This is a genomic window from Enterobacter cloacae complex sp. 277I4, assembly GCF_050031465.1.
Classification (GTDB): domain Bacteria; phylum Pseudomonadota; class Gammaproteobacteria; order Enterobacterales; family Enterobacteriaceae; genus Enterobacter; species Enterobacter cloacae.
This window is the reverse complement of sequence record NZ_JBLGWC010000001.1, coordinates 3448449-3463422: the sequence shown is the minus strand read 5'-3', so window position 1 is coordinate 3463422 and position 14974 is coordinate 3448449. Positions and strand designations below refer to the sequence as shown.

Genomic DNA, 14974 nt, shown 5'->3' with positions numbered 1-14974 from the left:
CTGAAACTGATTTGCTGACCGTCAGCAAAATTCAGCTGAACGAGGAAGAAATGTGCTGCATCTCTAAATTCTGCAATCAGAAATGTAACTTTCCTTGCAACGTCTTGCAGAAAGCGCAAGACTTTTTGAAACGTTTCAGCGCTATCTTGTTTTAACAAACGGAGCAGGCTAGCGCATTTTTTCTCAGTGAAGCTGAAACGATTCACTTTCAGCAGGAGAGGAGAACCATGTTCCAGTTATCTGTACAGGATATCCACCCGGGCGCTCAGGCCGGGAACAAAGAAGAGGCCATTCGTCAGGTTGCCGCTGCCCTTGTGCAGGCCGGCAATGTGGCTGAAGGCTACGTCAACGGCATGCTGGCGCGTGAGCAGCAGACCTCGACCTTCCTCGGCAATGGCATCGCCATTCCGCACGGCACCACAGACACCCGCGATCAGGTGCTGAAAACCGGCGTTAAGGTTTATCAGTTCCCGCAAGGCGTTGTGTGGGGCGAGGGGCAGGTGGCTTACGTGGCCATCGGTATCGCGGCCAGCAGCGACGAGCACTTAGGTTTGCTGCGTCAGCTGACGCATGTGCTGAGCGATGACGCCGTGGCCGAGCAGTTGAAATCTGCCACCACCGCTGAAGAGCTGCGCGCTCTGCTGATGGGCGAAAAACAGAGCGAAGCGCTGAAACTGGATAACGACACGCTGACGCTGGACGTTGCCGCGACCGATCTGGTGACGCTGCAGGCCCTGAATGCCGGACGCCTGAAAGAAGCCGGGGCAGCAGACGCTACCTTTGTTACCCGCGTCATTAACGATAAGCCTCTCAATCTGGGCCAGGGTATCTGGCTGAACGACAGTGCTGAAGGCAACCTGCGGAGTGCTATCGCGGTGAGCCGTGCCGCAAACGCCTTTGACGTAGACGGTGAAAGCGCTGCCCTGCTGGTGACCGTCGCCATGACCGATGACCAGCCGGTTGCCGTGCTGAAGCGTCTGGGCGATCTGCTGCTGAACAACAAAGCTGAAAAACTGCTGAACGCGGATGCCGCCACCGTGCTGGCTCTGCTGACCAGTGATGATGCGCTGACGGATGACGTGCTGAGCGCAGAGTTCGTTGTACGTAACGAGCACGGCCTGCATGCCCGTCCGGGCACCATGCTGGTGAATACCATTAAACAATTTGAAAGTGAGATCACCGTGGCTAACCTGGATGGCACGGGCAAAGCGGCCAATGGTCGTAGTCTGATGAAAGTTGTCGCGCTGGGCGTGAAGAAGGGTCACCGTCTGCGTTTCACCGCGCAGGGTGCGGATGCTGAACAGGCGCTGAAAGCGATTGGCGATGCCATCGCGGCGGGTCTGGGGGAGGGCGCATAATGAGCAGACGTGTTGCGACTATTACGCTGAACCCGGCTTATGACCTGGTGGGGTTTTGCCCGGAGATTGAGCGCGGCGAAGTAAACCTCGTGCGTACCACTGGCCTGCATGCTGCGGGCAAAGGGATTAACGTCGCGAAAGTGCTCAAGGATCTCGGTATCGATGTCACCGTGGGGGGATTCCTCGGTAAAGATAACCAGGATGGTTTCCAGCAGCTGTTCAGCGAGCTGGGCATTGCTAACCGTTTCCAGGTTGTTCAGGGCCGTACCCGTATCAACGTCAAACTGACGGAGAAAGACGGGGAAGTGACCGATCTGAACTTCTCTGGCTTTGAAGTGACGCCGTCTGACTGGGAGCGTTTTGTTAATGATTCTCTGACCTGGCTGGGCCAGTTCGACATGGTGTGCGTCAGCGGCAGTCTGCCATCTGGCGTAAGCCCGGAAGCCTTCACCGACTGGATGACGCGCCTGCGCAGCCAGTGCCCGTGCATCATCTTTGACAGCAGCCGTGATGCGCTGGTCGCCGGCCTGAAAGCGTCCCCGTGGCTGGTGAAGCCTAATCGCCGTGAACTGGAGATCTGGGCTGGCCGGAAGCTGCCAGAATTAAAAGATGTGATTGACGCTGCCCATGCGCTGCGCGAGCAGGGTATCGCTCACGTGGTGATTTCGCTTGGTGCAGAAGGGGCGTTGTGGGTTAACGCGTCTGGCGAATGGATCGCCAAACCGCCGTCGGTTGACGTTGTCAGCACCGTTGGCGCAGGGGATTCGATGGTTGGCGGTCTGATCTATGGTCTGCTGATGCGCGAATCCAGTGAACATACTTTACGTCTTGCCACCGCCGTTGCAGCCCTGGCCGTGAGTCAGAGCAATGTCGGCATTACCGATCGTACCCAGTTAGCCGCGATGATGGCGCGCGTTGACTTAAAACCTTTTAACTAACAGCAGGAGAGGAATAATGAAAACGCTGCTGATTATTGACTCCGGTCTCGGACAGGCTCGCGCCTATATGGCGAAGACCCTGCTGGGAGCGGCGGCGAACAAAGCACATCTGGAAATGACCGATAACCCGGGCGACGCTGAACTGGCGATTGTGCTGGGTGATAAGGTCCCGGCTGACAGCGCGCTGAACGGCAAAAAAGTGTGGCTGGGCGATATTAATCGCGCGGTGGCACATCCGGAACTGTTCCTGAGCGAAGCGAAAGGCCACGCGTCTGTCTACAGCGCACCGGCTGCGGCAGCACCGGTTGCTGCCACGGGCCCGAAACGCATTGTGGCGGTGACAGCTTGTCCGACGGGCGTCGCGCATACCTTTATGGCGGCTGAAGCGATTGAAACCGAAGCGAAAAAACGCGGCTGGTGGGTGAAAGTTGAAACCCGTGGCTCGGTGGGTGCGGGCAATGCCATCACCCCGGAAGAAGTGGCGGAAGCCGATCTGGTGATCGTTGCGGCGGATATCGAAGTGGATCTGGCGAAATTCGCGGGTAAACCGATGTACCGCACCTCTACCGGCCTGGCGCTGAAAAAGACCGCGCAGGAGTTTGATAAAGCGCTGGTGGAAGCCCAGCCTTATCAGGCAACCGGTGCGGCTAAACCGGCTACCGAAGGGAAAAAAGAATCCGCGGGCGCCTATCGTCACCTGCTGACCGGTGTGTCTTATATGCTGCCGATGGTGGTAGCGGGCGGTCTGTGTATCGCACTGTCATTCGCGTTTGGTATCACCGCATTTAAAGAAGAAGGGACGCTGGCTGCGGCGTTGATGCAGATTGGTGGCGGCTCCGCGTTTGCACTGATGGTACCGGTGCTGGCAGGCTTTATCGCCTTCTCCATCGCTGACCGTCCGGGCCTGACGCCGGGTCTTATCGGCGGTATGCTGGCCGTGAGCACCGGTTCCGGCTTTATTGGCGGTATCATCGCCGGTTTCCTGGCGGGTTACGTCGCGAAGCTTATCAGCTCGAAGCTGAAGCTGCCGCAAAGTATGGAAGCCCTGAAACCGATTCTGATCATTCCGCTGATTTCCAGCCTGGTGGTCGGTCTGGCGATGATTTACCTGATTGGTAAGCCGGTTGCAGGTATCCTGGCGGGTCTGACCCACTGGCTGCAAACCATGGGCACGGCAAACGCGGTGCTGTTGGGTGCTATCCTCGGTGGCATGATGTGTACCGACATGGGTGGTCCGGTAAACAAAGCGGCCTATGCATTCGGTGTTGGCCTGCTGAGTACCCAGACCTACGCGCCAATGGCGGCCATTATGGCGGCCGGTATGGTGCCACCGCTGGCGCTCGGCCTGGCAACGATTATTGCGCGTCGTAAATTCGACAAAGCGCAGCAGGAAGGCGGCAAAGCGGCACTGGTACTGGGCCTGTGCTTTATCACCGAAGGGGCGATTCCTTTCGCTGCCCGTGACCCAATGCGTGTTCTGCCTTGCTGTATCGTTGGCGGCGCGGTGACCGGGGCTATCTCAATGGCGATTGGCGCGAAGCTGATGGCACCGCACGGTGGTCTGTTCGTTCTGCTGATCCCAGGTGCTATCACCCCGGTACTGGGTTACCTGCTGGCGATTGTTGCCGGTACGCTGGTGGCGGGGCTCTCTTACGCGGTGCTGAAACGCCCTGAAGCGGAAGCGGTGGCAAAAGCAGCCTAAAAGAGGTGTCGGGTGGCGGTTTCGCCTTACCCGACCTATAAAAAAGCCGGACGCTTAACGCGATCCGGCTTTTTTTATGCCGCCTGTTCAGCAGTCTGTTGTGCCTTCAGCCAGGCGATCTCTTCCGCCCAGATATCCGGATTGATGGTTTCCAGCACCATGGGGATACCATCGAAACGGGCGTCCTGCATGATAAAGCGGAACGCATCATGGCCAATATTACCTTCACCCAGGCTGTGGTGACGGTCTACACGGCTGCCAAAGGCGCTTTTGGCATCGTTTAAGTGCATTCCGCGCAGATACTTAAAGCCTACCACGCGTTCGAACTCATCAAAGGTGTTTTTCGTGGCCTCGGTTGTGCGCAGGTCGTAACCGGCTGCAAATGCGTGACAGGTATCGATACATACGCCCACGCGGGATTTATCTTCCACGCCGTCGATGATGGCGGCCAGATGTTCAAACTTAAAGCCGAGGTTGCTGCCCTGACCGGCGGTATTCTCGATCACCGCGGTAACCCCCTGGGTTTTATCCAGCGTGATGTTAATGGACTCCGCAATGCGTGCCAGGCAGGCCTCTTCGTCTATCTGCATCAGATGGCTACCCGGATGGAAATTCAGCAGCGTCAGCCCAAGCTGCTCGCAGCGCTGGACTTCATCCAGAAACGCTTCGCGGGACTTCTCCAGCGCTTCCTGAACCGGATGGCCGAGGTTGATCAGATAGCTGTCGTGGGGAAGGATTTGACCCGGCCCGTAGTGGTACTTCTCACAGGCGTCTTTGAAATCATCTATGACGTCAGCGGTAAGCGGCGCGGCGCGCCACTGGCGCTGGTTTTTGGTGAACAGGGCGAAAGCGGTCGCCTCAATTTCGGCGGCGCGAATGGCGGCATTCGCAAGGCCACCGGCAGCGCTGACGTGCGCTCCAACGTATTTCATAAAGGGACTCCTGTTAACCCGAAATGCGTATCATAACGGGTTAACAGGAGAAGGATGTAGTGGTTTATGCCATCAGGCTGTGAACCACGAGGTTAATCGCACCGCCACCCACAATCAGCCAGATGAAGAGCACCAGCGCCATCAGCAGCGGTTTCGCACCGGCTTTTTTCAGCGCGCTGACGTGCGTGGTCACCCCCAGCGCCGCCATCGCCATCGCCAGCAGCACGGTATCCAGCGTCACCAGCATATCGACCACCGCTTTTGGCAGCAGGTGGAAGGAGTTGAAAATCGCCACCACGATAAACAGGATCGCAAACCACGGTATGGTGATTTTACTCTTCTGATTACCACCCGCGGGCGCAAGCTGTTTCACGCGGGCAGCCAGGATAATCAGGAAGGGTGCCAGCATCATGACGCGCAGCATTTTAGCAATCACCGCAGCGTTTTCTGCTTCCGGGTTAATGGCATGACCCGCCGCCACGACCTGCGCCACTTCATGCATGGTTGAGCCAATGTAGATGCCATAGGTTTCCGGGCTAAACCAGTGGGCAACCAGCGGATACATGGCCGGGTAGAGGAAAATAGCCAGCGTACCGAAGATCACCACGGTCGCGACCGCCACCGTAACTTTGCTGGATTCCGCCTTGACCACAGGTTCGGTTGCCAGTACCGCCGCCGCACCGCAAATACTGCTCCCGGCACCGATCAGCCAGCTGGTCTGTTTATCCAGGCCAAAGATTTTCTGCCCGATAAAGCAGGCCAGTAAAAAGGTGCTGGTCAGGGTCAGGACGTCAATGGCGATACCGCTAATGCCAACATCCGCAATCTGTGAAAAGGTGAGGCGAAAGCCGTAAAGAATGATCCCGAGGCGCAGCAGATGCTGCTTGGCAAAAATAACGCCGCCATCACAGGACTTCCAGATGTGCGGGTAAACGGTGTTACCCACGACCATGCCGAGCAGGATCGCCAGCGTTAAGGCGCTAAAACCGGCACCGGCGACGGCGGGAATGCTGCCGCCCCATAATGCCACACCGGTGACGACCGCGCTGAGCGCAAGACCCGGCACGAAGTGCCACAATGTACGATGATGCTGTAAGGTGATTTCTGACATAACCTTCTCCTTTGTCTGGCTAAAGGTTACGGCGCGCTGGTTTAAAAATAAAATTGATTATATACTTATAATCAATCTATATAAGTGGTAAGCAACCATGCACATTACTTTGCGTCAGCTGGAAGTTTTTGCCGAAGTGCTGAAAAGCGGGTCGACGACCCAGGCCTCGCAGATGCTTTCGCTTTCCCAGTCTGCGGTCAGCGCCGCGTTAACCGATCTTGAGGGCCAGTTGGGCGTGCAGCTCTTCGACAGGGTAGGGAAGCGGCTGGTGGTTAACGAACATGGCCGCCTGCTTTATCCCCGCGCGCTGGCACTGCTGGAACAGGCAACGGAAATTGAACAACTCTTCCGGGAAGAGAACGGTGCCATCCGCGTGTATGCCAGCAGCACCATCGGGAACTATATCTTGCCGGAAGTGATCGCCCGCTATCGCCGGGATTTCCCGACCCTGCCGCTGGAGATGAGCGTGGGGAACAGTCAGGATGTGATTAATGCGGTAATCGATTTTCGCGTGGATATCGGTCTTATCGAAGGGCCATGCCATAACGTCGATATCATTGCGGAACCCTGGCTGGAAGATGAGCTGGTGGTCTTCGCCTCACCCGCCTCGTCGTTATTGCAGGGTGAAGTAACCCTGGAACGTCTGGCGCAGGCGCAGTGGATCCTGCGTGAGCAGGGCTCCGGCACGCGGGAAATTGTTGATTATCTGCTGCTCTCCCATTTGCCGCATTTCCAGCTGGGGATGGAGCTGGGCAACTCAGAGGCAATCAAGCATGCGGTGCGACATGGCCTTGGGATCAGCTGCCTTTCACGACGGGTCATTATTGAACAGCTTGAGGCCGGAACGCTGGTTGAAGTTCCGCTTCCGCTGCCCAAACTGGTGCGCACGTTGTGGTGTATTCACCATCGTCAGAAACATCTTTCCAGCTCGCTGCAGCGTTTTCTGCGCTATTGCGCCATGTAAAAGCGCCCCTCACCCCAATGGGGAGAGGGAAAAATTATGCTTTACTTATAATCCTGGCCGAGTCATGAAGCTCTCTTATAACTCAGTATTTCTGCCGGAAGGAACGCGGATCGTCTGCTACAATCGCGCCTCATTTATTAGATGGACAGCATTTTCACATGGTTTCAGAAACTAAAACCACAGAAGCGCCCGCGCTACGCCGCGAACTCAAGGCGCGTCACCTGACGATGATCGCCATCGGCGGCTCAATCGGTACAGGTCTTTTCGTTGCCTCCGGGGCAACCATTTCGGCAGCTGGCCCGGGTGGGGCACTTTTCTCTTATATCCTGATTGGCCTTATGGTCTACTTCCTGATGACCAGCCTGGGCGAACTGGCCGCGTACATGCCGGTATCCGGTTCGTTTTCGACCTACGGTCAGAAATACGTTGAAGAAGGCTTCGGCTTCGCGCTGGGCTGGAACTACTGGTACAACTGGGCGGTCACCATCGCCGTTGACCTTGTCGCCGCACAGCTGGTTATGACCTGGTGGTTCCCGGACACGCCAGGCTGGATCTGGAGTGCGCTGTTCCTCGCGGTCATCTTCCTGCTGAACTACATCTCCGTTCGCGGCTTTGGCGAAGCGGAATACTGGTTCTCTTTGATCAAAGTGGCAACCGTCATCATCTTTATCGTCGTCGGTGTGGCGATGATCGTTGGTATTTTCAAAGGGGCGGAACCGGCCGGGTGGAGCAACTGGACGATTGGCGATGCGCCGTTTGCCGGTGGTTTCTCGGCGATGATTGGCGTGGCGATGATTGTTGGCTTCTCCTTCCAGGGCACCGAGCTGATTGGTATTGCCGCCGGTGAGTCTGAAAACCCGGAGAAGAACATTCCGCGCGCGGTGCGTCAGGTATTCTGGCGTATTCTGCTGTTCTATGTGTTCGCGATCCTGATTATCAGCCTGATTATCCCGTACACTGACCCAAGCCTGCTGCGAAACGATGTCAAAGACATCAGCGTCAGCCCGTTCACGCTGGTCTTCCAGCATGCCGGTCTGCTCTCTGCGGCGGCGGTAATGAATGCCGTTATCCTGACAGCGGTGCTGTCTGCGGGTAACTCCGGTATGTACGCCTCAACCCGTATGCTCTATACCCTGGCCTGTGACGGTAAAGCGCCGCGTATTTTTGCAAAACTGTCTCGTGGCGGTGTGCCGCGTAACGCGCTGTATGCCACAACGGTCATTGCTGGTCTGTGCTTCCTGACCTCCATGTTCGGTAACCAGACGGTCTACCTGTGGCTGCTCAACACCTCTGGTATGACGGGCTTTATTGCCTGGCTGGGGATTGCCATCAGTCACTACCGCTTCCGTCGCGGCTATGTGATGCAGGGACACGATCTGAACAACCTGCCGTACCGTTCCGGGTTCTTCCCGCTGGGGCCGATTTTCGCCTTCATTCTGTGTCTGATTATCACCCTGGGCCAGAACTATGAAGCGTTCCTGGCGGACACCATTGACTGGGGCGCCGTAACGGCCACCTACATTGGTATTCCGCTGTTCCTGGTGATCTGGTTTGGTTACAAGCTGATGAAAGGAACGCACTTCGTTCGCTACAGTGAAATGGAATTCCCTGAACGATTTAACAAATAAACCGCACTTCCTCTCTTTTAGCCCGCTCATTTGAGCGGGCTTTTTTATCTCCACATTATGCAGAACGGATATAATTTTTAACAATTTAATTGATAATAATAATCGTTTGCTTTATCGTTACGTCAAAATAAGCAGACCACCGACCCGCCGGAGATGCGGGCGGAGCAAAAGGCATTGTGGGCAATAATCTTTTGATTTAGTTGTATTTACCTCATGGAGATATGGAATGTTTAGGTTGAATCCCTTCGTCAGGGGAGGACTTTGTGCGTCCGCAATGTCCCTGGCACTGCCTGTCATCGCTGCGGAATCCAGCGACACACTGGTTGTCACGGCGTCAGCGACTGAGCAAAACCTGAAGGACGCACCGGCGAGCATCAGCGTCATCACTCAGGAAGACCTGCAGCGTAAACCCGTTCAGAACCTGAAAGATGTGTTGCAGGACGTACCGGGCGTGCAGCTCACTAATGAAGGGGACAACCGTAAAGGGGTAAGTATTCGCGGTCTGGACAGCAGCTATACGCTGATCCTGATCGACGGTAAGCGTGTTAACTCCCGCAACGCCGTCTTCCGCCATAACGATTTCGATCTGAACTGGGTTCCGGTCGATGCGATCGAGCGGATCGAAGTGGTGCGCGGGCCAATGTCCTCGCTCTACGGCTCAGATGCGCTGGGCGGCGTGGTGAACATCATCACCAAGAAAATCGGTCAGAAGTGGACGGGCACCCTGAGCGCCGACTCCACCATTCAGGAACACCGCGATCGCGGGGACACCAACAACGGCCAGTTCTACACCAGCGGCCCGCTGGTGGACGGCGTGCTGGGGCTGAAGGCCTACGGCAGCGTGTCTAAGCGTGAAAAAGACAAGCAGCAAGAATCATCTACCACAACGAGCGGTGAAACGCCGCGCATTGAGGGCTTCACCAGCCGCGATGCCAACGTGGAATTCGCCTGGACGCCGACGGAAGATCATGACTTTACCGCAGGCTATGGTTTCGACCGCCAGGATCGTGATTCCGATTCCCTCGATAAAAATCGCCTTGAGCGCCAGAACTACTCTCTGAGCCACAACGGCCGATGGGGGACAGGCAACAGCGAACTGAAAGTTTACGGCGAGAAGGTGGACAACAAAAACCCGGGTAACAGCCATACCATCACTTCCGAGAGCAACGCCGTTGATGGTAAATACGTGCTGCCGCTGGGTGAAATCAATCAGCTGCTGACCTTCGGCGGCGAATGGCGTCACGACAAGCTGAAAGATCCGGTAAACCTGACCGGCGGCTCCGGCAGCGCGACCTCTACCAGCCAGTATGCTCTCTTCCTTGAAGATGAATGGCGGATATTTGAACCGCTGGCGCTGACTACCGGCATCCGTATGGACGACCACGACACCTACGGCGATCACTGGAGTCCGCGAGCGTATCTGGTCTATAACGCGACCGATACCGTCACGGTGAAAGGGGGCTGGGCAACCGCGTTTAAAGCGCCATCCCTGCTGCAACTGAGTCCGGACTGGATCACCGGATCGTGTCGCGGTGCCTGCGAGATTGTCGGTAACCCGAACCTGAAACCGGAAACCAGCGAAAGCTTTGAACTCGGGCTGTACTACAGCGGGGAAGAGGGATGGTTAGAGGGCGTGCAGGCCAGCATTACCACCTTCCAGAACAATGTTGATGACCGTATCAGCATCAGCCGTACGGCGAACGTTAACCAGGCTAAGAGCTACCCGAACTACGTGGGGCTGAATGCTGACGGTGAACCGATCTTCCGCTATTACAACGTCAACAAGGCGCGTATTCGTGGCGTGGAAACCGAGCTGAAGATCCCGGTGGCTGAGGACTGGAAGCTGACGCTGAACTATACCTACAACGACGGGCGTGATATCAGCAACGGCGGCAACAAACCGCTGTCCGAACTGCCGTTCCATACCGCCAACGGTACCGTGGACTGGAAGGCGACGCAGGACTGGTCGTTCTACGTCCAGGGCCACTACACCGGCGAGAAACGTGCGTTAACCAGCGCAGACGCAACGCCGGGCGGCTATGTCATCTGGAATACCGGCGCGGCATGGCAGGCAACGAAAAGCGTGAAGCTGCGCGCGGGCGTGCAGAACCTGCTGGATAAAGATCTGAGCCGCGACGATTACAGCTACACGGAAGATGGCCGCCGCTACTTTGTGGGTGTGGATTATAAGTTCTGATGTGGTTTTCATGCCCGGTGGCGCTTCGCTTACCGGGCAAAAAAGACCGCACTTACCCGAACAAATGCTCCGCATGGAAGCGGAGGTGATCCTCAATAAAGGATGCAATGAAATAGTAGCTGTGGTCATATCCGGGCTGAATACGCAGCGTCAGCGGCCAGTCTTTCTGACGTGCGGCTTCAGCCAGCACGGCGGGCTGTAGCTGTCCGGCCAGGAACTGATCCGCATCACCTTGATCGACAAGCGTCGGGATCGCATTTCCAGGCTGGCTCGCCAGCATCAGGGCACAGCTGTCCCACTCCTGCCAGCGTTGTGCGTCATCGCCCAGATAGTTCGTAAAGGCTTTCTGCCCCCACGGTACCTGGCTCGGGTTCACTATCGGCGCAAACGCGGAAACGCTGGTGTATCTGCCAGGATTTTTTAGCGCCATGATCAACGCGCCGTGCCCACCCATGGAATGCCCGCTGATGGCACACCGGTTGCTTACTGCAAACTCACGCTGAATCAGGGCTGGCAGCTCGTCGGCAATGTAGTCGTACATGCGGTAATGGCTCGCCCACGGCTGCTCTGTGGCGTTCAGATAGAACCCGGCCCCTTTGCCCAGATCATATCCGGCATCGTCCGCCACCTCATCGCCACGCGGGCTGGTGTCTGGCATCACCAGGGCGATACCCAGCTCGGCCGCCACACGCTGCGCACCCGCTTTGGTGGTGAAATTCTCATCGTTACAGGTTAATCCCGAGAGCCAGAACAGAACCGGGGGCTTAACACCCTCTTCAGTGGGCGGCAGGAAAATGCTGAACGTCATGGCACAGTTCAGGACAGTGGAGTCGTGGCGCCAGCGCTGCTGTCGACCTTCAAAACAACGATGCTCTTCGAGCAGTTCCATGCAAGGCTCCTTAATGCGAATTGCTATTCATTCAGCCCATAATACAGAGTTTTCATTTACCTGTGAGCAACTTTCACTTTCGCAATACAGCGAGATCCTGCATCATAAATTTACTTTTTATTAACAACTGGAGCGGTCATGGCGCTGCGAATTGCGCTCAGTGGATTTGTGGTTCTGGTGGTAGCGATGGGAATTGGGCGCTTCGCGTTTACCCCTCAGGTGCCGCTGATGATTGCCGCCGGGCAACTCACGCTCACCAGCGCAGGTCTGGTGGCGGCGATGAACTATCTGGGCTATCTGGTGGGCGCATGGGATGCGATGCGCGCCCATCGCTTCGTTGAAACCCGCCTTTGGCTGGGTATTACTGGCGCTGTGGCGCTGACGCTGCTTTCCGCCGCAGCGGATAACGCGCTGGTACATGGTCTGCTGCGCTTTGTGATTGGCTGCATGAGCGGCTGGTCGATGGTGCTGATTGCCGCCTGGACCAACGAGCGGCTGGGGCAACTGGGTAAACCGGGTTTGAGCGCGGCCGTGTTTGCCGGGCCGGGCGCAGGTATCGCCCTGAGCGGACTGCTTGCGGTCTATATTCACGCAAAAGCGTTGTCGGCCGGGGCCGCATGGCAGATTTACGGCGTGCTGGCGCTGGTGCTTATCGCACTGGTTGCCCGCTATTTACCGCGTGCCGGGCAACTGCACCGGCCGGGCAGCGCGCCTGAACCCCTTATTCTGACGAAAGATTTGAAGTGCCTGGTCTGGAGCTACAGCCTGGCCGGATTTGGCTACATCCTGCCTGCAACATTTTTATCACAAATGGCGGCCGTGCGTTTTCCCGGCAGCCTGTTTGCACAGTTTGTCTGGCCGATATTTGGCGCTGCCGCTGTTGTGGGCATCGTGCTCAGTATCGTTTTGCGTCACACCTCTACCTCGAACCGCAGGCTGGCTATCGTGCTGTGGTTACAGGGAGCGGGTGTGCTGGCGGCGTGGCTACTGCCGGGAATTGGCGGCTTGCTGACGGGCGGCCTGCTGGTCGGCGGCGGATTCCTGTGTGCCGTTCAGCTCTCTTTACTCTACGGGCGCGAGCTGGCACCCGAACATACCCGCTATATGACGGGGCTACTGACTACCGGTTATGCCATTGGACAGCTGGTGGGGCCGATGACCTCGGCGTTATCCACCTGGCTTACCCACAAGCTTGAGCCTGCGCTGGGGCTGGCGGGCATTGCGCTGTTCATTGCGGGCGCGCTGGTGTGGAACCGTCAGGCCGAAAGGCAGCAGCAATTGCAATAATTATCGTCGTGAATACTGGATTATGTGCGCGGCCTCACGCACAATGAGCGCACACTTTTGCCACAACGAGGGCAAAAGACGCCACACCTGCAGGAGAAAAGAATGTCATCACTCAGTAAAGAAGCGGCCCTTGTCCACGAAGCCCTGGTTGCGCGCGGTCTTGAAACGCCACTGCGTCCACCCGTTCAGGAAGTGGATAATGAAACCCGTAAACGTCTGATTGCCGGGCACATGACCGAGATCATGCAACTGCTGAATCTCGATCTGAGCGACGACAGTCTGATGGAAACGCCGCATCGCATCGCAAAAATGTATGTCGACGAAATTTTCTCCGGCCTGGACTACGCCAACTTCCCGAAAATCACCGTCATTGAAAACAAAATGAAGGTGGATGAGATGGTGACGGTGCGCGATATCACGCTGACCAGCACCTGCGAGCACCACTTCGTGACCATCGACGGTAAAGCGACCGTGGCTTACATTCCAAAAGATACGGTGATTGGTCTGTCCAAAATCAACCGTATCGTGCAGTTCTTTGCCCAACGCCCACAGGTGCAGGAGCGTCTGACGCAGCAGATCCTGACTGCGCTGCAAACGCTGCTGGGCACCAATAACGTCGCGGTCTCCATTGACGCGGTTCACTACTGCGTGAAGGCGCGCGGTGTACGTGATGCCACCAGTGCGACCACCACCACGTCGCTGGGCGGTCTGTTTAAATCCAGCCAGAACACCCGCCAGGAGTTCCTGCGCGCCGTGCGTCACCACAACTAATCAGACAGGGCAGGGACCATGGAGCGAAACGTCACGCTCGATTTTGTTCGCGGCGTCGCCATTCTCGGTATCCTGCTGCTTAATATCAGCGCCTTCGGTCTGCCGAAGGCCGCTTATCTCAACCCCGCCTGGTATGGCGAGATCACCCGTCGCGATGCCTGGACGTGGGCAATCCTCGATCTCTTTGCTCAGGTGAAATTCCTCACCCTCTTTGCGCTGCTGTTTGGCGCCGGTCTGCAACTCCTGCTCAAACGCGGCACCCGGTGGATCCAGTCACGTCTGACCCTGCTGGTGCTCCTTGGCTTTATTCACGGCCTGTTCTTCTGGGACGGTGATATTCTTCTCGCCTATGGATTAGTCGGGCTGATTTGCTGGCGACTCATCCGTGATGCGCATAGCGTCAAAAGCCTGTTTAACACCGGCGTGATGCTTTATGTCATGGGGCTTGGCGTGCTGCTGTTGCTGGGTATGATCGCCGGCGACGCAACAAGCCGCTCATGGATACCGGACGCCGCCAACCTGCAGTATGAGCAGTTCTGGAAGCTAAAAGGCGGCGCGGAAGCGATAAGCAATCGCGCGGATATGCTGGGCGATAACCTGCTGGCGCTGGGGGCGCAATACGGCTGGCAGCTGGCGGGAATGATGCTGATGGGCGCATCCCTGATGCGCACCGGCTGGCTGAAAGGGGAATTTAGCCTGCGCCACTATCGTCGCACAGGCGTCTTGCTGGTGCTGCTGGGCGTAGCGATTAATCTTCCGGCGGTGATTGTGCAGTGGCATCTACACTGGGATTACCGCTGGTGCGCTTTCCTGCTGCAGGTTCCGCGCGAGCTCGGTGCCCCGTTCCAGACCATCGGCTACGCCGCGCTCATCTATGGCTACTGGCCGCAGCTCTCCCGCCTCTGGATTGTCAGTGCCGTGGCCTGCGTTGGCCGCATGGCGTTAAGCAATTACATTTTGCAGACCCTCATCTGTACCACGCTGTTCTATCGATTTGGCCTGTTTATGAAATTCGACCGCCTTACGCTGGTGGCGTTTGTTCTTCCGGTCTGGACGATAAACCTGGCGTTTTCGGTTATCTGGCTGCGGTATTTCCGCCAGGGGCCGCTGGAGTGGGCGTGGCGTCAGTTAACCGCAAAAGCGTCAGGTGTTTCATTGAATAATACATCCAGATAACGATCTGGATCACAATCATTA

General features: G+C 56.8%; 12 protein-coding genes. 9 read left to right on the top strand and 3 right to left on the bottom strand.

The features are described 5' to 3' along the window. Positions 1-227 precede the first annotated feature (227 nt). The 3 genes from fruB to fruA are packed head-to-tail and all read left to right on the top strand — an operon-like array spanning position 228 to position 3998. Positions 228-1358 carry a fused PTS fructose transporter subunit IIA/HPr protein gene (gene fruB, locus ACQG19_RS16930; RefSeq protein ID WP_020690121.1) on the top strand — a complete coding sequence of 377 codons (1131 nt, stop codon included), beginning with the start codon at positions 228-230 and terminating at the stop codon, positions 1356-1358. After that, positions 1358-2296, top strand: coding sequence for a 1-phosphofructokinase (gene fruK, locus ACQG19_RS16925; RefSeq protein ID WP_014170919.1), 939 nt, complete (start codon positions 1358-1360; stop codon positions 2294-2296). Before fruB ends, fruK begins: the two co-directional genes overlap by 1 nt. A 16-nt stretch (positions 2297-2312) precedes the next feature. Continuing rightward, the gene (gene fruA / locus ACQG19_RS16920) at positions 2313-3998 is read left to right on the top strand and encodes a PTS fructose transporter subunit IIBC (RefSeq protein ID WP_023619758.1); all 1686 of its coding nucleotides are present in this window, start codon (positions 2313-2315) and stop codon (positions 3996-3998) included. A 74-nt stretch (positions 3999-4072) separates the two neighbouring features. On the opposite strand, the gene nfo is transcribed toward fruA, so the two are convergent. Further along, positions 4073-4930 (bottom strand): deoxyribonuclease IV, encoded by an 858-nt coding sequence (nfo, locus tag ACQG19_RS16915; RefSeq protein WP_246932212.1) that lies wholly within the window; start codon positions 4928-4930, stop codon positions 4073-4075. 64 nt (positions 4931-4994) lie between these two features. Further along, on the bottom strand, positions 4995-6041 hold the full coding sequence (locus ACQG19_RS16910; RefSeq protein WP_013097963.1) for a YeiH family protein: 1047 nt from the start codon (positions 6039-6041) through the stop codon (positions 4995-4997). 97 nt (positions 6042-6138) lie between these two features. Here ACQG19_RS16910 and yieE point away from each other — a divergent pair, with 97 nt between their 5' ends. The 3 genes from yieE (at position 6139) to cirA (ending at position 10830) form a co-directional block, all read left to right on the top strand. Beyond that, positions 6139-7005 (top strand): DNA-binding transcriptional regulator YeiE, encoded by an 867-nt coding sequence (gene yieE / locus ACQG19_RS16905; RefSeq protein ID WP_029883079.1) that lies wholly within the window; start codon positions 6139-6141, stop codon positions 7003-7005. 158 nt (positions 7006-7163) lie between these two features. Further along, positions 7164-8633 (top strand): amino acid permease, encoded by a 1470-nt coding sequence (locus tag ACQG19_RS16900; protein ID WP_013097961.1) that lies wholly within the window; start codon positions 7164-7166, stop codon positions 8631-8633. 226 nt (positions 8634-8859) lie between these two features. Beyond that, positions 8860-10830 carry a catecholate siderophore receptor CirA gene (cirA, locus tag ACQG19_RS16895; protein ID WP_058678819.1) on the top strand — a complete coding sequence of 657 codons (1971 nt, stop codon included), beginning with the start codon at positions 8860-8862 and terminating at the stop codon, positions 10828-10830. Positions 10831-10882: 52 nt separating this feature from the next. Here the strand turns inward: cirA and fghA are convergent, their stop codons facing one another. Further along, the gene (fghA, locus tag ACQG19_RS16890) at positions 10883-11719 is read right to left on the bottom strand and encodes an S-formylglutathione hydrolase (RefSeq protein WP_058678818.1); all 837 of its coding nucleotides are present in this window, start codon (positions 11717-11719) and stop codon (positions 10883-10885) included. A gap of 138 nt (positions 11720-11857) precedes the next feature. On the opposite strand from fghA, the gene ACQG19_RS16885 reads away from it, so the two are divergent. From ACQG19_RS16885 to yeiB, 3 genes are all read left to right on the top strand, one after another. Continuing rightward, the gene (locus ACQG19_RS16885) at positions 11858-13006 is read left to right on the top strand and encodes a YbfB/YjiJ family MFS transporter (protein WP_246932214.1); all 1149 of its coding nucleotides are present in this window, start codon (positions 11858-11860) and stop codon (positions 13004-13006) included. 102 nt (positions 13007-13108) lie between these two features. Continuing rightward, positions 13109-13777: a GTP cyclohydrolase I FolE gene (gene folE / locus ACQG19_RS16880; RefSeq protein ID WP_013097957.1), complete on the top strand. Its 669-nt coding sequence runs from the start codon at positions 13109-13111 to the stop codon at positions 13775-13777. Between the two features lie 18 nt (positions 13778-13795). Next, the gene (gene yeiB / locus ACQG19_RS16875; RefSeq protein WP_222168752.1) at positions 13796-14953 is read left to right on the top strand and encodes a DUF418 domain-containing protein YeiB; all 1158 of its coding nucleotides are present in this window, start codon (positions 13796-13798) and stop codon (positions 14951-14953) included. The last annotated feature ends 21 nt before the right edge of the window (positions 14954-14974 follow it).